The sequence below is a fragment of the Buchnera aphidicola (Acyrthosiphon lactucae) genome, assembly GCF_005083565.1.
GTDB classification, from domain to species: domain Bacteria; phylum Pseudomonadota; class Gammaproteobacteria; order Enterobacterales; family Enterobacteriaceae; genus Buchnera; species Buchnera aphidicola_AH.
The window spans coordinates 231,333-248,985 of the sequence record NZ_CP034891.1 but is presented as its reverse complement, the minus strand read 5'-3'; the positions used below and the strand labels follow the sequence as shown (position 1 = coordinate 248,985).

At 24.6% G+C, this 17,653-nt stretch carries 16 protein-coding genes and 1 pseudogene; all 17 read left to right on the top strand.

Going from position 1 to position 17,653, the window contains the following annotated elements; translation table 11 throughout:
* The 17 genes and pseudogenes from ilvN (at window position 1) to D9V61_RS01065 (ending at window position 17,544) form a co-directional block, all read left to right on the top strand.
* Window positions 1–477, top strand: a complete 477-nt coding sequence (gene ilvN, locus D9V61_RS01140) for an acetolactate synthase small subunit (protein WP_158339414.1) — start codon at window positions 1–3, stop codon at window positions 475–477.
* 223 nt (window positions 478–700) lie between these two features.
* Window positions 701–1,639 carry a 16S rRNA (cytosine(1402)-N(4))-methyltransferase RsmH gene (gene rsmH / locus D9V61_RS01135; RefSeq protein ID WP_158339413.1) on the top strand — a complete coding sequence of 313 codons (939 nt, stop codon included), beginning with the start codon at window positions 701–703 and terminating at the stop codon, window positions 1,637–1,639.
* 2 nt (window positions 1,640–1,641) lie between these two features.
* Window positions 1,642–1,896 (top strand): cell division protein FtsL, encoded by a 255-nt coding sequence (gene ftsL, locus D9V61_RS01130; RefSeq protein ID WP_158339412.1) that lies wholly within the window; start codon window positions 1,642–1,644, stop codon window positions 1,894–1,896.
* 46 nt (window positions 1,897–1,942) lie between these two features.
* Window positions 1,943–3,643: a peptidoglycan glycosyltransferase FtsI gene (gene ftsI, locus D9V61_RS01125; RefSeq protein ID WP_158339411.1), complete on the top strand. Its 1,701-nt coding sequence runs from the start codon at window positions 1,943–1,945 to the stop codon at window positions 3,641–3,643.
* 41 nt (window positions 3,644–3,684) lie between these two features.
* Window positions 3,685–5,178 carry a UDP-N-acetylmuramoyl-L-alanyl-D-glutamate--2,6-diaminopimelate ligase gene (gene murE, locus D9V61_RS01120; RefSeq protein ID WP_158339410.1) on the top strand — a complete coding sequence of 498 codons (1,494 nt, stop codon included), beginning with the start codon at window positions 3,685–3,687 and terminating at the stop codon, window positions 5,176–5,178.
* Entirely contained in the window at window positions 5,175–5,990 is an 816-nt protein-coding gene (locus tag D9V61_RS03175) for a Mur ligase family protein (protein ID WP_261979466.1), read from the top strand. Before murE ends, D9V61_RS03175 begins: the two co-directional genes overlap by 4 nt.
* A complete protein-coding gene (locus D9V61_RS03170) occupies window positions 5,966–6,538 on the top strand; it encodes a glutamate ligase domain-containing protein (RefSeq protein WP_261979465.1) in 573 nt (190 codons plus the stop codon). Before D9V61_RS03175 ends, D9V61_RS03170 begins: the two co-directional genes overlap by 25 nt.
* Complete coding sequence (gene mraY, locus D9V61_RS01110; RefSeq protein ID WP_158339409.1) at window positions 6,532–7,605, top strand: phospho-N-acetylmuramoyl-pentapeptide-transferase; 1,074 nt, start codon at window positions 6,532–6,534, stop codon at window positions 7,603–7,605. The genes D9V61_RS03170 and mraY overlap by 7 nt, the downstream gene beginning before the upstream one ends.
* Entirely contained in the window at window positions 7,605–8,924 is a 1,320-nt protein-coding gene (murD, locus tag D9V61_RS01105; RefSeq protein ID WP_158339408.1) for a UDP-N-acetylmuramoyl-L-alanine--D-glutamate ligase, read from the top strand. The genes mraY and murD overlap by 1 nt, the downstream gene beginning before the upstream one ends.
* On the top strand, window positions 8,921–10,120 hold the full coding sequence (gene ftsW / locus D9V61_RS01100; RefSeq protein ID WP_158339407.1) for a cell division protein FtsW: 1,200 nt from the start codon (window positions 8,921–8,923) through the stop codon (window positions 10,118–10,120). Before murD ends, ftsW begins: the two co-directional genes overlap by 4 nt.
* Window positions 10,117–11,181 carry an undecaprenyldiphospho-muramoylpentapeptide beta-N-acetylglucosaminyltransferase gene (murG, locus tag D9V61_RS01095; protein ID WP_158339406.1) on the top strand — a complete coding sequence of 355 codons (1,065 nt, stop codon included), beginning with the start codon at window positions 10,117–10,119 and terminating at the stop codon, window positions 11,179–11,181. Before ftsW ends, murG begins: the two co-directional genes overlap by 4 nt.
* Before the next feature lie 41 nt (window positions 11,182–11,222).
* On the top strand, window positions 11,223–12,671 hold the full coding sequence (murC, locus tag D9V61_RS01090) for a UDP-N-acetylmuramate--L-alanine ligase (protein WP_158339405.1): 1,449 nt from the start codon (window positions 11,223–11,225) through the stop codon (window positions 12,669–12,671).
* Window positions 12,668–13,587, top strand: a pseudogene (locus tag D9V61_RS01085) (D-alanine--D-alanine ligase). The gene murC and the pseudogene D9V61_RS01085 overlap by 4 nt, the downstream one beginning before the upstream one ends.
* Before the next feature lie 146 nt (window positions 13,588–13,733).
* Window positions 13,734–14,990 (top strand): cell division protein FtsA, encoded by a 1,257-nt coding sequence (ftsA, locus tag D9V61_RS01080; protein WP_158339404.1) that lies wholly within the window; start codon window positions 13,734–13,736, stop codon window positions 14,988–14,990.
* A 54-nt stretch (window positions 14,991–15,044) separates the two neighbouring features.
* On the top strand, window positions 15,045–16,199 hold the full coding sequence (gene ftsZ, locus D9V61_RS01075; RefSeq protein WP_158339403.1) for a cell division protein FtsZ: 1,155 nt from the start codon (window positions 15,045–15,047) through the stop codon (window positions 16,197–16,199).
* 236 nt (window positions 16,200–16,435) lie between these two features.
* Window positions 16,436–16,780 (top strand): iron-sulfur cluster insertion protein ErpA, encoded by a 345-nt coding sequence (gene erpA, locus D9V61_RS01070; RefSeq protein WP_158339402.1) that lies wholly within the window; start codon window positions 16,436–16,438, stop codon window positions 16,778–16,780.
* Between the two features lie 65 nt (window positions 16,781–16,845).
* Window positions 16,846–17,544: a 5'-methylthioadenosine/adenosylhomocysteine nucleosidase gene (locus D9V61_RS01065; RefSeq protein WP_158339401.1), complete on the top strand. Its 699-nt coding sequence runs from the start codon at window positions 16,846–16,848 to the stop codon at window positions 17,542–17,544.
* Window positions 17,545–17,653 lie beyond the last annotated feature (109 nt).

Below are 17,653 nucleotides of genomic sequence, written 5' to 3'. Positions count from 1 at the left end.
ATGCGAAGAATTTTATCTATTTTATTAGAAAACGAATCAGGTGCATTATCACGAGTAATAGGACTATTTTCACAAAGAGGATATAATATCGAAACTATTACATTAGCACCCACGGAAGATGCTTCTTTATCAAAAATGACTATACAAACAGTAGGCAATGAAAAAGCAATTGAACAAATTGAAAAACAACTTCATAAATTAATAGATGTGTTAAGAGTTGTACAAATTGGACAATCTTCTTATATAGAACGTGAAATTATATTATTAAAAGTTCAGATTAATAACCATATAAAAGATGATATAAAACATATTACTGAAGTATTTCGAGGACAAATTGTAGATATAGCATCTACAACATATATATTACAATTATCTGGTACTACAAAAAAAATTGATTCGTTTTTAAAAAAAATACGTGATATCTCAGAAATTATTGAAGTAACTCGTTCTGGAATTGTAGGTATTGCTCGGGGATAAGTTTTTATACATTATATTCATGTTTATTAAAAATTTTTAAATTATTTATAAATTTTTTAAATGTTTTGATAAAAATATTAAAAAAATTTTTTAAAAATATAAAAATTCTAAAATTCAATAATTTTAAATATTAAATTTTTTAAAACAAAATATATTAAACATGATCATTTTCATAAAAATGGTCATGTATCATATTCTTACTTTAGATTATATGTGTTTCATAATGAATCGTACAATTAAACATATTCCAGTAATGAAAAAAGAATTAATTCAATCTTTAAAAATAAAAAAAAACGGTATTTATATTGACAGTACATTCGGAACAGGTGGACATTCAAATGAAATTTTAAAAAAATTAGGAAAAGATGGAAAATTATATTCTATTGATAGAGATCCAATTGCTTTTTCCATAGGTAATGCAATTAAAGATTCGCGATTTCATATAATTAATGACAATTTTTCAAAATTGCTAGATTACGCAAAAAATAAAAAAATTATAGGAAAAGTTAATGGAATTATATTTGATTTAGGAGTTTCTTCATTACAAATTGATAATCATAAAAGAGGTTTTTCATTCAAAAAAGATGGTCCTTTAGATATGAGAATGAATCCTAACTATGGCATTTCTGCTTCAGAATGGCTTTTTAAAAGTAGTGTTGAAAAAATTTCTTTTGTTTTAAAAAATTTTGGAGAAGAACGTTTTTCCAAAAAAATAGCTTACGCAATTAAAAATGCAAATCAAAAAAAAAAAATAAACAGTACTCTAGAATTAGCTAATATTATTAGAAAAGCTATACCGATAAAAAATAAATTTAAACATCCAGCCAGAAGAAGTTTTCAAGCTATTAGAATTTATATTAATCAAGAACTAGAAGAAATTAAAAAAGCTTTAGAAAGTACACTAAAAATATTAAGTCCAGGAGGACGTATATCAATTCTTAGTTTTCATTCTTTAGAAGATAGAATAGTAAAAAGATTTATAATGGAAAATAGTACAAAAGCAACAGTTCCATATGGAATGCCTATTACAGAAAAACAATTAAATAATTTAAAAATATGTAAATTAAAAATTATTAATCGTATGATACCAAATCAAAGTGAAATAAATAATAATCCTAGAGCTCGTAGCTCAATACTTCGTGTAGCAGAAATAAAAAAATAAACATGAAGACTAAACGTTATGATTTAATAACAATAATTAAAAATGATTTTCTTTTATATGGAAAAACACACTTAATTCTATTAATAGCTATTATATTATCTGCTAGTTTGGTCGTTATAACAGTTTATAAAACTCGATTATTAATTACTCAAGAAGAAAAGCTTATTTTAAAAAAAAAAGAAAAAAATGACGAATGGAGAAATTTAATAATTGAAAAAAATTCTTTATCTATTCATTCTACAATTCAAAAAAAATAATTTTTATTTGATAAAAAAATGTAAATTGATGGATATTTTTTAGAAAATGTACAATAAAGAAAAAATTAATTTTTTAAAAGAAAAAAAAATAAATTATATAAATTGGCGTTTTTTTATATTATATAGTTTTATTTGTTTATCCTTACTTATTTTGACTCTACGTGTAATTTTTTTACAAATAATTCATTCTCATTCACTTATAATAGAAGGAGATCGTAGAACATTAAGAATACAATCCTTACTAAGTACAAGGGGTATTATTAATGATCGCGAAGGTTATCCGCTAGCAGTTACTGTATCAGTCAATGCTATTTGTGCTGATCCATCAGTAATTATTAATACAAAAAATATTAAAAATAATGAACGTTGGAAAGCTTTATCAGAAGCTCTTTCCATTCCATTGAAAGAGATATTTTTACATATAGATTCTTATAAAAAATCAAAATTTATTTATTTAGCTCGTCAAATCAGCCCTGAAATTTCAGAATATATTAAAAATTTACAATTGCCAGGTATTTTTTTGTTAGAAGAATCAAAAAGATATTATCCTTTTGGAAAAATTACAGCTCAACTTATAGGTATAACTAATATCGATGGTATGGGAATTGAAGGTATAGAAAAAAGTTTTAACACATTATTAACAGGAAAACCAGGTAAAAGAAAAATCAGAAAAGATAATAAAGGACAAATTATTGAAAATATATCTTTAATCAATAAAAGTTCATCTAATAATTTAACCCTAAGTATTGATACAAAACTACAAACTATTGTATATCATGAATTAAACAAAGCAGTAGAACAAAACAAAGCTGATTCTGGAACTGCAATTTTAGTTGATATTAAAACTGGAGAAGTTCTAGCTATGGCAAATAGTCCAGCATATAATCCTAATAATATACAGTACGTGATAAAAGAAAATATTCGTAATAGAGCAATTACGGATATTTTTGAACCAGGTTCTACAGTAAAACCAATAGTTATTATGGAAGCATTAAAACTTGGAATAATTCAAGAAAATTCAATAATTAACACAAAACCTTTTTTCATAAAAAGACATCAAATCAAAGATGTTTCTTATCATGAAAAACTTACAATAACTGGAATATTACAAAAATCAAGTAACGTAGGAGTATCAAAAATTGCATTATCTATTCCAATTTTAAAATTACTTGATAGTTATATTAAATTTGGATTAGGAAAACCAACTCAACTAGGATTGATTGGTGAAAACAGTGGTTTTTTCCCTAAAAAAAAAAACTGGTCTGATTTAGATAAAGCTACTTTCTCTTTTGGTTATGGACTAATGGTAACCCCACTTCAACTCGCGCGATTATATGCTACTATTGGTAGTTATGGAATATATCGTCCACTATCAATTATAAAAATTAACAATCCAGTATATGAAAAAAGAATTTTCCCTAAAAAATATGTAAAAAAAGTAATTAATATGATGGAAAATGTTGCTAAACCAGGAGGAGGAGGTATTCAAGCAGCAGTTAAAGGATATCGTATTGCCATTAAAACGGGAACTGCAAAAAAAGTAGGAATTCATGGACGTTATATTAAAAAATATATAGCTTATACTGCAGGTATTGCCCCTGCTAGCAATCCAAAATTTTCATTAATAATTGTTATTGATAATCCTAAGGGAAAAAAATATTATGGTGGTGCGGTTTCTGCTCCAGTTTTTAGTAGCATAATGAAATCAACATTAAAAACAATGAATATAAAACCAGATAATTTATAAAATTAACATTCTATTTTAAAAATTAACTTAAAAGAAAAAAAATGGACCAAACTTGCTTAAAATATTTATTATCACCATGGATTAAAAACATTCCAAATAAATATATTTCAAATTTAAATATGGATAGCAGATCTTTAAATCAAGGTGATTTATTTATAGCCATCCCAGGAACTAAAAAAGATGGACGTAACTTTATTTTTGAAGCTATTTATAAAAAATCAGCAGCAATTCTATATGAAACAGAAAAACAAGAAAATCATGGAATCTTTAAATATATTAATAATATTCCTATAATATATTTTTTTAAACTATCTGAAAATATATCGATGTTAGCAAGTCGATTTTATAAAGAACCAGGAAAAAAATTAAAAATAATTGGTATAACTGGAACTAATGGGAAAACAACTGTAACACAATTAATTAATCAATGGAGAAAAATTTTAGGTAATAAAACTGCAACTATGGGAACTTTAGGAAACGGTTTTTATAACTGCTTGGAACCCACAAAAAATACAACGTCTTCTGCTATTTTTATTCATTTATTTTTATCTATAGTCTTAGAAAAACAAGCTAAATTAGTTACTATGGAAGTTTCTTCACATGGATTAATACAAAATCGTGTTAAAGCCGTTCCTTTTTATATTGCAATATTTACAAATTTAACACAAGATCATCTAGATTATCATCAAAACATGCAAAAATATGAATCTGCAAAATGGTTATTATTTAGTACACATAAAGTTCAAAAAATTATTTTAAATGCTGATGATAAATATGGAAAAATATGGTTAAAAAAACTACTTAATTATTATACTATAGCGGTTACTATTCAAAATTCTAGACAGAAAAAATATTCTACAAAATGGATAAATGCTACTGATATTAAATATTGTAATAATTTTATTTACATTACATTTGAATCAAGTTGGGGAGTAGGTAAAATATCATCTTGTCTCATTGGACGTTTTAATGTAATGAATCTCTTGTTATCATTAGCTTGTCTTTTAGAACTAGGTCACAATTTATCTGATTTAATTCGTACATCTCATAAAATAAAACCTGTACATGGCCGAATGGAAACATTTTCTTTTATTAAAAAACCAACTTTTATTATTGATTATGCTCATACACCTGATGCATTAAAAAAAACACTTAATGCAATTCGTTTTCATTATCAAAGATATATATGGTGCATATTTGGATGTGGAGGCGAAAGAGATCAAAAAAAACGTCCTATTATGGGAGCTATTGCAGAAAAACTTTCAAATAAAGTTATCATTACTAATGATAATCCAAGAAATGAAAAAGAAGAAAAAATTATTCAAGATATTTTAAATGGTTGTCAAAATAAAAGAAAAATACTTATTATTCCAAACAGAAAAAAAGCAATATCTTATGCTTTTTTAAAAGCAAGATATAATCATATAGTTTTGATAGCTGGAAAAGGACATGAAGAAAAACAAATAATTCACAATAAATATATCAATTATTCAGATAAAAAAATAGTCTTAAACTTATTGGAAGAAAAGATATGATTTCTTTATCGTTAAAAAAAATTGCTTCAATCACTCATGGCAAACTACATGGAACAAATTTATTAATAGATAAAATTATTATTGATACCAAAAAGATTATTCCAGGTTGTCTTTTTATTGCTTTAATAGGTAAAAAATTTGATGCTCATATTTTTATAAACGAGGCTATTGAAAAAGGATGTTCCTCTTTTATTACACAAAAATATATAAAATCTCATATTTCATATATTATAGTAGAAAATACATCTATTGCTTTAGGTCAAATTGCTAGTTGGATCCGTAAAAAAAGTCATGTAAAGCTATTAGCTATTACTGGTTCTTGTGGAAAAACTACAGTAAAAGAAATGACAGCATCTATACTTAGAAAGAATGGAAATACGTTATCTACTATTGAGAATTTAAATAATAATATTGGTGTTCCCATGACTTTATTACAGTTAACAAAAGAACATAAATATGCTGTAATTGAATTAGGAGCAAATAAACCAGGTGAAATTTCTTATACTAGTAATATTAGTAAGCCAGAAATTATATTAATTAATAATATTCATTGTGCTCATTTAAAAGGATTTAAATCATTATTAGGAGTGTCTAAAGCAAAATCAGAAATATTTTCTGGTTTAAAAACGAATGGCACAGTTATTATTAATTTAGATAGCCATCATCTTTCAAAATGGAAAAAAGATATAAAAAAAAATAATATTTTATATTTTTCTATTAAAAAAAAAAATGTAGTGACTTTTTTTGTAGTAATATTAAAATTCATGTATATGGTACATCTTTCACAATGCATACACCATGTGGAAAAATAAATATTTCATTACCATTTCTAGGTTATCAAAACATATCTAATGCATTAGCAGCCAGTGCTCTTTCTTTTGCACTTAAAATACCTTTAAAAAAAATAAAAATAGGACTATTAGAAACTCCTGTAATTTCAAGAAGATTAGAATCTATTATATTAGAACCTAATAAAATTTTAATTGATGATACTTATAATTCTAATGTTTCATCTATGATTTCAGCAATAAAAGTATTAGAAAAAATGCCAGGTTATAAAATATTGGTTACTGGAGACATGGCTGAATTAGGAGAAAAAAGTATGTTATACCATAAAATGATAGGAAATACTGCTAATTTATCTAAAATTAATAAAATTTTCAGTATCGGGAATATGAGTAATGAAATTACTAAAGTTTTTAATAATGGAAAACATTTTTTTGATAAAAAAAAATTAAATGAACATTTAAAAAGTTTTTTATTAAAGAAAAAAAAATTTGTAATATTAATTAAAGGATCTCGTAGTGCAAAAATGGAAGAAGTAGTCGAAGAACTTGTTAAGGACAACAAAAAATGTTAATTTTTTTCAATAAATACTTAAATTTGAATTTAAATGTTATTTCTTATCTTCCATATCGTGCAATATTTAGCTTATTCACTTCTTTTTTTATTAATTTATACATTGGACCATATTTTATTTATCACCTAAAAAAATTACAAAAATATCAAATAATACGAAAAAATGGACCAAAAACACACTATTCAAAAAATAATACCCCTACTATGGGTGGAATTTTTATAATTTTTTCTATATTTTTTTCAACAATATTATATTGTAATTTATCTAATATCTATATTTGGTATGTTACCAGTATTTTAATAGGATATGGAGTAATAGGTTTAATAGATGATTATAAAAAAATAAAATATAAAAATACTCAGGGATTACAACTAAGATACAAATATTTTTGGTTATCTATTTTTGCTTTAGGATTTATTTGTATAATAAATTTTTATAATAAAGATATCATTTCTACTGAATTAATAATTCCTTTTTATATAAAAAATTCTTTTGAAATAAATTATTTATACATATTTCTTTCTTATTTTATAATAGTAGGAACTAGTAATGCAGTCAATCTTACAGATGGATTAGATGGTTTAGCTATTATGCCTGTTATTTTTTTAACTTGTGGTTTTACATTAATAGCTTTATTTAGTGAAAATATAAATAACTCTAATTTTCTACATGTTCGTTATGTAAAAAATTCAGGAGAATTAGCTATATTATGCATGGCAATTATTGGTTCAGGATTAGGTTTTTTATGGTTTAATAGCTACCCAGCCAAGGTATTTATGGGAGATGTTGGTTCTCTATCATTAGGTGGTTCTTTAGGGACTATAGCAATATTATTACATCAAGAGTTATTGCTAATTATTATGGGTGGTGTTTTTGTTTGTGAAACAATATCTGTTATATTACAAATTATATCATTCAAAATTAGAAAAAAAAGAATTTTTAAAATGGCACCAATTCATCATCATTATGAAATCAAGGGAATATTAGAACCTTTAATTATTATAAGATTTTGGATCGTGTCATTAATATTACTATTAATAGGACTTATTTCTTTAAAGGTGTGTTAATGTCATATGATTATTTCGGTAAAAAAATATTAATTTTAGGTATGGGATTAACAGGAATATCATGTCTGAATTTTTTTTTAAAAAAAGGAATAAAACCTAAAATTATTGATGAATCTAAACATCCTATAAATTTAATTAAAATTCCTAAAAAAATTAAATATAGTTTAGGAAATTTAGAACATCAATGGATTTTAGAATCAGATTTAATTATTATAAGCCCAGGAATTTCTTCATTTAGACCTATTTTAATTAAAGCTCGCTTACTAGGAATTGAAATTATTAGTGATATTGAATTATTTGCTAGAGAAGTCAGTTTTCCTATTATTGCAATTACAGGAACTAATGGGAAAACTACTGTAGCGACAATGATTACAAAAATCGCAAAAGAATCAGGTTATAAAGCTTCTTTAGGTGGAAATATTGGTTTTCCTGTACTTAAAATGCTTGATAAAAAAACAGATTTATACATAATAGAACTATCTAGTTTTCAACTAGAAAACACATTTACTTTAAAATCAAAAATAGCAGTTATTCTAAATATCAGTGAAGATCATATCAATCGATATCCTCAGGGATTTCAACAATACAAAAAAACTAAAACATCTATTTATAATCAAGCAGAAATTTGCATAGTTAATTCTAATGATAAATTAAATCATCTTGTTTTTAATGACAATAAAAAATGGATTAGTTTTGGAACAAGTAAAAGTGATTATTATATCTCTCGTAAAAATCATGAAACTATCTTAGTTTATAAAAGTAAAAAAATATTAAATACTAATGAAATATTATTATCAGGTTATCATAATTATAATAATATATTAGTCTCTATCGCTATTTCAGATGCAATGCAGTTTCCTAGAAATCACGTAATAAATACACTTAAAAATTTTTCAAACTTACCACATCGATGTCAAATAATAAAAAGTAAAAAAGGAATAGTTTGGATAAATGATTCTAAATCTACAAATGTAAATAGTACTAAAGTTGCTTTAAATTCTATAAAAAAAACAGGGAAAATACGATTATTATTAGGTGGAGATAGCAAATCTGCAAATTTTAATATATTAAAAATCTATTTTGAAAATCTAAATATAAAAATTTACTGTTTTGGAAAAGATGGTATTAAATTATCAAAAATATGTAAAAAAAAATCTATTTATGTTGAAAATTTAAAAAAAGCAATGATATTAATTTCCAAACAAGTTGAACCAGGTGATACAGTACTTTTATCTCCGGGATGTAGCAGTTTAGATCAATTTTCTAACTTTGAAGAGAGGGGTAATCTTTTTATAAAGTTAATAAAGGAAATAACTTGATATATTTACAAAAAAAAAATAAAAAAAATAAAACAAATATTAAAGAAAACAACGATAAAAAAGATTCTTTTTTTATACTATATGATCGTATATTAGTATGGTTAACTATAAGTTTATTTTCTATTGGATTAATTATGGTTATCTCTGCATCAATTCCTATAAGTCAAAAAATATATGATAATCCATTTTTTTTTATAAAAAGAGAAATTTTTTATTTTTTTTTAATATTTTTGTTATCTTTTATTTTTTTACGCACCCCAATTATTTTTTGGAAAAAAAATAGTAATATTATACTAATTATTTCAATTTTATTACTGATTCTTGTATTACTAATAGGTCATTCAATACATGGATCTTTTCGCTGGATTAGCTTAGGTTTTTTACATATACAACCCTCTGAAATATGCAAAATTTCTTCATTTTGTTATATATCTAGTTATTTATCACGAAAATCTAACGAAGTATGTAATAATTTTTGGGGTTTTTTTAAACCTATGAGTATTATTATAATACAATCAATTCTTCTATTAGCAGAACCTGATTTAGGAACTGTTATTGTTCTTTTTTTTACTACTTTATCAATTTTATTCCTTTCTGGTGCTAAGATAGGACAATTTTTTATAATTATCACTATTAGTATAGTAATAGTAATGTTATTAATATTATTAGAACCTTATCGTATTAAAAGAATTTTATCTTTTTGGAATCCTTGGGAAGATCCATTTGGAAATGGATATCAATTAACACAATCATTAATAGCATTAGGTCGTGGAAATTTTTTAGGACAAGGTTTAGGAAATTCAATACAAAAACTAGATTATTTGCCTGATGCACATAGTGATTTTATATTTTCTATTATAGGTGAAGAATTAGGTTATATTGGTTCTTCTTTAATATTATTAATAATTTTCACTCTTTCGTTTCGTGCTATGTATATTGGACAAAGAGCTTTAGCAAAAAAACAAACTTTTCCAGGATTTTTAGCATGTTCTATTGGTATTTGGTTTAGTTTTCAAACATTGATTAATGTTGGTGCTGTTACTGGTATTTTACCAACTAAAGGATTAACTTTACCATTTATTAGTTATGGTGGTTCAAGTTTAATTATAAATTCAATAGCTATTTTTTTTCTATTAAGAATTGATTTTGAAACAAGATTAAGAACATCACAAGCATTTCCTAGAGGACCTAAATGATTTCCAAAAAAATAATAATTATGGCAGGTGGAAGTGGTGGCCATGTTTTTCCAGGACTAACTATAGCACAATATTTAATTAAAAAAGGATGGTGTGTTAATTGGATAGGTACAAAAAATAGTATAGAATCTAAAATTATACCTACATATGGCATCAAAATTCATTTTATAAAAATTAAAGGATTACGTAATACTAGCTTAAAAAATTTAATTATTTCACCAATATATATATTACGTGCTTATTGTGATGTTAAAAAAATAATAAAAAATTGGTCTCCAGATGTTATTTTAGGTATGGGAGGATATGTCTCTGGTCCAGGAGGAATAGCTGCTTGGAATTGTAAAATTCCTTTTATTTTACATGAACAAAATAAAATTGCGGGTATTACAAACTACTGGCTTTCTAAAATATCTACAAAAAACATGCAAGCGTATCCTGGAGTTTTAAAGAATGCAGAAGTAGTTGGAAATCCAGTTTGTGAAAAAATTATTAACATTCTTCCTCCTATTTATCGTTTTAAAAATAGAAAAGGTCTTTTACGAGTATTAGTTGTTGGTGGTAGTCAAGGTTCTTCAGTTTTAAATTATATATTACCAGAAGTATCATTTTTATTAAAAGAAAAAATTATTGTTTGGCATCAAACAGGAAGCTATCAATTTGAAAAAACAAAAAAAAAATATAAAAAATTTCAATTAAATCAATGTTTAATCACTTGTTTTATAAAAAATATAGCTTCTGCATATGAATGGGCTGACATAATTATTTGTCGTTCTGGAGCATTAACTGTAAGTGAAATATCTATAGTAGGAATAGCTGCTATATTTATACCTTATCCACATAAAGATAAACAACAACATCTAAATGCAGAAAATTTGGAATCGATTGGTGCTGCGAAAATAATTGATCAATCAAAATTAAATACTACATTAATAGTTAACATACTTAATTCTTTAAATAGAGATAAACTTTTAATTATGGCAGAAAAAGCTTTTTCTCTCGGTGTTCGTGATTCAATGTTAAATATTTTCAATATTATTAATAATATTGCGAAAAAAACATAAATCTTATAATTTCAACTAATAAAAATTAAAAAGATAAAGGTATGAATACGAAAGATATAAAAAAAATTAACTTTTTTATTTCTGAAAAAAAAAATAAAAATATTCATCTTATTGGAATTGGTGGTACAGGAATGGCAGGAATTGCTTTAATTTTATTAAAACTAGGATATAAAATTAGCGGTTCTGATTTGTCAAAAAATTTAATTACAAAAAAACTAATCGATTTAGGAGCAATTATATATTTTAGACATGCTGAAAAAAATGTTAAAAATATTGATTTTATTATTAAATCTAGTGCTATATCATCACAAAATAAAGAAATAATTGCTGCTAAAAAAAACAATATTCCTGTATTATTAAGAGCAGAAATGCTTGAAATATTGATGAGTTTTAAATTTGGAATAGCAATTTCTGGAACACATGGAAAAAGTACCACCACCTCAATGATTTCAGATATTTTTATGGAAAATGGTTTAAATCCTACTATAATTAACGGAGGAATAATAAAATCAATTGATTCTTATGCAAAATTAGGCTCTTCTCGTTATTTTATTGTAGAAGCAGATGAAAGTGACGCTTCTTTTTTATATTTAAGTCCAAAAATAGTGATTGTAACTAATATTGAAGCTGATCATATAGATTATTATCATAGTTTTAAAAAATTACAACATGCCTTTCTAGTTTTTTTAAAAAAAATTTCTTTACACGGAACTGCTATAGTATGTATAGATAATAACGCTATTTGTGATATTTTACCTAATATTAAATGCAAATTAATTACATATGGATTTAATAAAAATTCAGATATACAAATTCTTTGCTATAAACAAAATGGTTTCGTTGGAAGTTTTAAAATCATTATAAAAAATAATAAAAAATTGAATATAACACTAAATATACCTGGTAAACACAATGCATTAAATGCAGCCGCTGCTATTGCTCTTGCGATCCATGTGGGTCTAAAAAATCATGATATAATTTTATCGTTAAAAAAATTTCAAGGTACCTGTAGAAGATTTGAATTCCTTGGATTTCTTTCAATGAAAAAAGGTATTTATACTAATAATAATTGTATGTTAATAGATGACTATGGACATCATCCTACAGAACTATCTGAAACTATTAAAACTATACGTCTTAGCTGGCCAAATAAGAACTTAATAATGATATTTCAACCTCACCGGTATACAAGAACACATAATTTATATCATGATTTTGTTCACATTTTATCTAAAGTTGATGTGCTTTTAATATTAAATGTATACTCTGCAAACGAAAAATTTATTATTGGTGCAGATAGTTTTTCGCTTTATAGTGATATAAAAAAATTAAGAAAAAATCATGTAACTTTAATTTCTGATAATAATATAATATTAGATACTCTTGTATCTAAATTAAATGGAAACGATATTGTTTTAATACAAGGTGCCGGAAATATAGATACAATAATTCATAAAATATTAATTAAAAATAAAAAAGTGATAAAATGAAAAAAAAAATAGCAGTTTTATTAGGTGGAATATCTTCTGAAAGAAAAATTTCAATTAAATCAGGATATGCCATTCTTAAAAGTTTATTAAAATCTGGAATAAATGCACATCCAATTGATACACGTGATCATTCTATAATGCGGTTAAAAAAAGAAGGTTTTGATAAAGTATACATTTCATTACATGGAAAAGGTGGTGAAGATGGTAGTATTCAAGGAGTTCTTGAATATTTAAATATTCCTTATACAGGTAGTGGAATTATGTCTTCTTCAATTTCTATAGATAAATTTAGAACTAAATTATTATGGAGATCTCAAGGTCTTTTGACAGCGCCTGATATTTATCTTTCAAAAAAAAAAATACTCCATCTTTATATGAATCTATATTAAAAAAAACATTAAAATTAGGATTTCCTCTTTTAATTAAGCCAAATAGTCAAGGATCAAGTATAGGTATAACACTAGTATCTTGTCTTGAAGAACTTAATAATGCTATAAAAAAAGCTTTTAATTATGATGATAATATTCTTATTGAAAAATTTATAAAAGGAAAAGAATATACAGTATCTATTCTAGGTGAAAAGATATTACCTTCTATTCATATTTCTACTAAAAATAATTTTTATGATTATAATGCTAAATATATATCTTCTTCTACTCAATATTTATGTCCAAGTGGATTAAATACAACTCAAGAAACAGAACTAAAAAAAATAGCAATCTTAGCATGGAATACACTAGGATGTAGTGGATGTGGGAGAATTGATTTTATATTAGATAATCAAAATAAATTTTGGTTATTAGAAGTAAATACTATACCTGGTATGACAAATAGAAGTTTAGTTCCAATGTCCGCAAAAGAAATAGGAATATCATTTGATGAACTAGTCTTATTAATTTTAAATATGAATAATTAAAATTTGTTTCAAAATAAAGTTAACTAGAATAGTTTGTTTTTAAAAAATATTAATGTGACTTTTATACTTAAATATATAAAAAAATAAGAAATTAGCTAATTTAAAAAAAGAAATGACTAAAGTAATAAAGTACAGGCTAAAAAATAATGATCATATCAAAAGACAGAAAATTAGTAGTCGGATTAGAAGTTGGTACTACTAAAGTCGTAACTTTGGTAGGAGAAATATTAACAGATAACACTATTAAAATTATTGGATTTGGAACTTGTGCATCTAAAGGCATAGATAAAGGTAGAATAAATAATTTAGATTTAATAGTTTCATGTATACAAGAATCTATTAATAAAGCTGAAATTATGGCAGATTGTCAAATTACTTCTGTATATCTATCTTTATCTAACAAATATATTCACTGTCAAAACGAAATAGGTATAATTCCAATTTCTGAAGATGAAGTAACAAAAGAAGATCTAGAAAATGTAATACACATTGCAAAATCTGTTCAAATTCCTAATGAACATCATATATTACATGTAATACCTCAAGAATACTCAATTGATCAACAATCTGGAATAAAAAATCCTATAGGTTTATCTGGAGTTCGTATGCAAGTAAGAGTTCATTTAATTACTTGTCATAAAAATATGGCTAAAAATATTATTAAAGCTGTAGAAAAATGCGATGTAAAAGTTGATCAAGTTATTTTTTCAGGCCTCGCTTCAAGTAAAGCTGTTTTAACTGAAGATGAATGCAATCTTGGCGTATGTATGATTGATATAGGTGGAGGAACAATAGATTTTACTATTTATATTAATGGTTCTATACAATATAGCCAAGTTATACCATACGCTGGAAATATTGTAACTAGTGATATATCCTATGCTTTTAGTTCTTCTTACTATGATGCAGAAAATATGAAAATTAAGTATGGTTCTATAAAAAAACCATCTTTAGGATTATCAAAAAATATTGATTTGTCTGATACTAATAATAATTTTCAAAATACTTTTCAAGAAGATACATTAATAGAAGTCATTGAATCTAGATATATTGAATTATTATCTTTGGTACAAGATAAGATTGTTGATATACAGAAAAAACTTCATAAAGGAGGAGAAAAATATGAGTTATTAAGTGGCATAGTACTTACTGGAGGTGGGTCAAAAATTTCATATTTAAGCGACTGTGCAGAAAAAATTTTTAATAAAAAAATACGAATTGCTAAACCTTTTAATATTTCTGGATTAATAGAAAACATAACTGAATCAAATTATTCAACAGTAATTGGTTTATTACATTATGGAAAAGAATCTTATATAAACATTGATAAAAAAAACAAAGAAATTTCTTTTCTTAAAAAAATGTTTAAACAAATTAATAATTGGTTTAAAAAAGAGTTTTAAAAATATATTATACTTAAAACTTTATAAAATATAGATATATAATGGAAATAAATCATGTTTGAACCTGCAGAATTAAGTAATAACGCAATAATTAAAGTAATTGGTGTCGGAGGTGGAGGTGGAAATGCAGTAGAACATATGGTTAGAGAACGTATTGAAGGTGTTGAATTTTTTGCAGTGAATACTGATGCACAAGCCTTAAGAAAAATAGAAGTAGGACAAACTATACAAATAGGTAATAATATAACAAAAGGATTAGGTGCTGGAGCTAATCCAGAAATTGGACGTAATTCGGCAGAAGAAGATAAAGAACTACTAAAATCCGCATTAGATGGTTCTGACATGGTTTTTATAGCAGCTGGTATGGGAGGAGGAACTGGAACTGGAGCTGCTCCTGTAGTAGCAGAAATTGCAAAAGAATTAGGTATTTTAACTGTTGCTGTAGTAACAAAACCCTTCAATTTCGAAGGTAAAAAAAGAACCATAGTGGCAGAACAAGGCATAATTGAACTATCAAAATATGTAGATTCTTTAATTACAATTCCTAATGATAAATTATTAAAAGTTCTAAGTCGAGGAATTTCTTTACTTGATGCTTTTAGTGCAGCTAATAACGTTTTGAAAGGAGCAGTACAAGGAATTGCTGAATTAATTACAAGGCCTGGATTGATGAATGTAGATTTTGCTGATGTACGTACTGTAATGGTAGAAATGGGATATGCAATGATGGGAACTGGAATATCTTCTGGAGAAAATCGTGCAGAAGAAGCTGCAGAAATAGCTATATCTAGTCCTTTACTAGAAGATATAGATTTATCTGGTGCACGCGGTGTATTAGTTAATATTACTGCTGGTTTTGATTTAAAATTAGATGAATTCGAAACAGTTGGAAATACTATTAGATCTTTTTCTTCAGATAATGCAACAGTTGTTATAGGTACTTCTTTAGATCCTGATATGAATGATTCTCTTCGTGTAACAGTTGTTGCTACTGGTATTGGAATAGAAAAAAATGCGGAAATTAATCAAATAAAAAACAAATCTTCTCGAGAAGTTTTAATGGATTATCGTTATCAATATTTAAATATCTCTCCAACAAAAATAGATAAAAAAATTATAAAAAAAGAAATAAAAAATTCAGAGGAAAAAATTAAAAAACAACCAGAATATTTAGATATTCCATCTTTTCTTCGTAAAAGAGCAGATTAATTTTTTTAAGTTTTTTTAGACATCCCTTTAAAAAAAATTGAATTCAGTATTAACTAATAATATTATTATCCTTAATAACCTGCGCCAATAATGACTGTATTTTTTATCGGCGCATGGACATACTATAAATTAAAAAAATATAAAATATTTAAAAAATATTTATTTATGGTAAAATTAAAATAGAACATCTATGTCAAATATATATGCATTTAAAAAATTATGAGAATAAAATAAAAATGGAAAAATCTTCTAAAGATTATCTTAAATTTACTGAAAAAGCAATTAAAAAAATAAAACATCTTATGGAAATACAAGAGAATAATAGTTTAAAACTAAGAATTTATATAATTGGGGGTGGATGTAGTGGTTTTCAATATCAGTTTATTTTTGATTCATTAATAAACGAAGATGATATTATCATCACTCAATCAGATATTTCATTAATTATTGATCCTATTAGTTTGCAGTATTTATATGGTGGTCAAATAGATTATTTAGAAAACCTAGAAGGTTCTAAGTTTATAGTTTCTAATCCAAATGCAAAAAATACATGTGGATGTGGTTCATCATTTAGTATTTAAAATATAACAAGATATATTAAATAATCTTGTATGATTTTTTATCATTCAACATAAATCATATTAAAATGAAAATTGGAATAATAAGCGCTATAAGTCAAGAGACTGAAACAATTAAAAAAATAATAAAACCATATATAGAGAAAAAAATTGAAAATTACAAAATTCATATAGCAAAATTTCAAAAAAATGATATTTTTTTAATACAATCAGGAATAGGAAAAGTTTCAGCTAGTATCGCAACCATGATTCTTATTAATTTATATCAACCAGATATGATTGTTAATAGCGGTTCTGCTGGAAGTTTAAGTTCATTATTAAAAATTGGTGACATTATTATACCTGATAAAACATGTTATTATGATGTAGACTTAACAAATTTTGGATATTTTCGAGGGCAAATACCTCAATACCCAAAAAATTTTATAATTAACAAAAAAATATATAAATTTTGTAAACAGAATTCTTATAAATATGAATTAAAATTTACAAAAGGACTAATTATTAGCGGAGACTCATTTATTAGAGAAAATTTACGCATAAAAAGTTTAAAAAATCACTTTCCTTCTGCAATAGCTGTTGAAATGGAATCTGCTGCAATAGCTCAAGTTTGCTACAAATTTAAAATTCCTCTTATCGTTATAAAATCTATTTCTGATTTATCTGATAATAATGCCACTTTAAATTTTAAAAAAAATATTTCAATTGCATCATTTCAATTTTCTAAATTTTTAAAAATAATTTTAGAAAATCTAATCAATATATAAATATCATGTAATCTATTTAATAAATAATAGCATTCTTATATTATTTTTGATAACCTCTATTAAGATAATTTTTTCATAATTTTCATTTTTTTAAAAATTTTCATAAAAA

Excerpts from the sequence above, each read along its gene's own strand:
- ilvN (WP_158339414.1), top strand. The coding sequence starts at position 1 with ATGCGAAGAATTTTATCTATTTTATTAGAAAACGAATCAGGTGCATTA.
- rsmH (WP_158339413.1), top strand. The coding sequence starts at position 701 with ATGAATCGTACAATTAAACATATTCCAGTAATGAAAAAAGAATTAATT.
- ftsL (WP_158339412.1), top strand. The coding sequence starts at position 1,642 with ATGAAGACTAAACGTTATGATTTAATAACAATAATTAAAAATGATTTT.
- ftsI (WP_158339411.1), top strand. The coding sequence starts at position 1,943 with ATGTACAATAAAGAAAAAATTAATTTTTTAAAAGAAAAAAAAATAAAT.
- murE (WP_158339410.1), top strand. The coding sequence starts at position 3,685 with ATGGACCAAACTTGCTTAAAATATTTATTATCACCATGGATTAAAAAC.
- D9V61_RS03175 (WP_261979466.1), top strand. The coding sequence starts at position 5,175 with ATGATTTCTTTATCGTTAAAAAAAATTGCTTCAATCACTCATGGCAAA.
- D9V61_RS03170 (WP_261979465.1), top strand. The coding sequence starts at position 5,966 with ATGCATACACCATGTGGAAAAATAAATATTTCATTACCATTTCTAGGT.
- mraY (WP_158339409.1), top strand. The coding sequence starts at position 6,532 with ATGTTAATTTTTTTCAATAAATACTTAAATTTGAATTTAAATGTTATT.
- murD (WP_158339408.1), top strand. The coding sequence starts at position 7,605 with ATGTCATATGATTATTTCGGTAAAAAAATATTAATTTTAGGTATGGGA.
- murG (WP_158339406.1), top strand. The coding sequence starts at position 10,117 with ATGATTTCCAAAAAAATAATAATTATGGCAGGTGGAAGTGGTGGCCAT.
- murC (WP_158339405.1), top strand. The coding sequence starts at position 11,223 with ATGAATACGAAAGATATAAAAAAAATTAACTTTTTTATTTCTGAAAAA.
- ftsA (WP_158339404.1), top strand. The coding sequence starts at position 13,734 with ATGATCATATCAAAAGACAGAAAATTAGTAGTCGGATTAGAAGTTGGT.
- ftsZ (WP_158339403.1), top strand. The coding sequence starts at position 15,045 with ATGTTTGAACCTGCAGAATTAAGTAATAACGCAATAATTAAAGTAATT.
- erpA (WP_158339402.1), top strand. The coding sequence starts at position 16,436 with ATGGAAAAATCTTCTAAAGATTATCTTAAATTTACTGAAAAAGCAATT.
- D9V61_RS01065 (WP_158339401.1), top strand. The coding sequence starts at position 16,846 with ATGAAAATTGGAATAATAAGCGCTATAAGTCAAGAGACTGAAACAATT.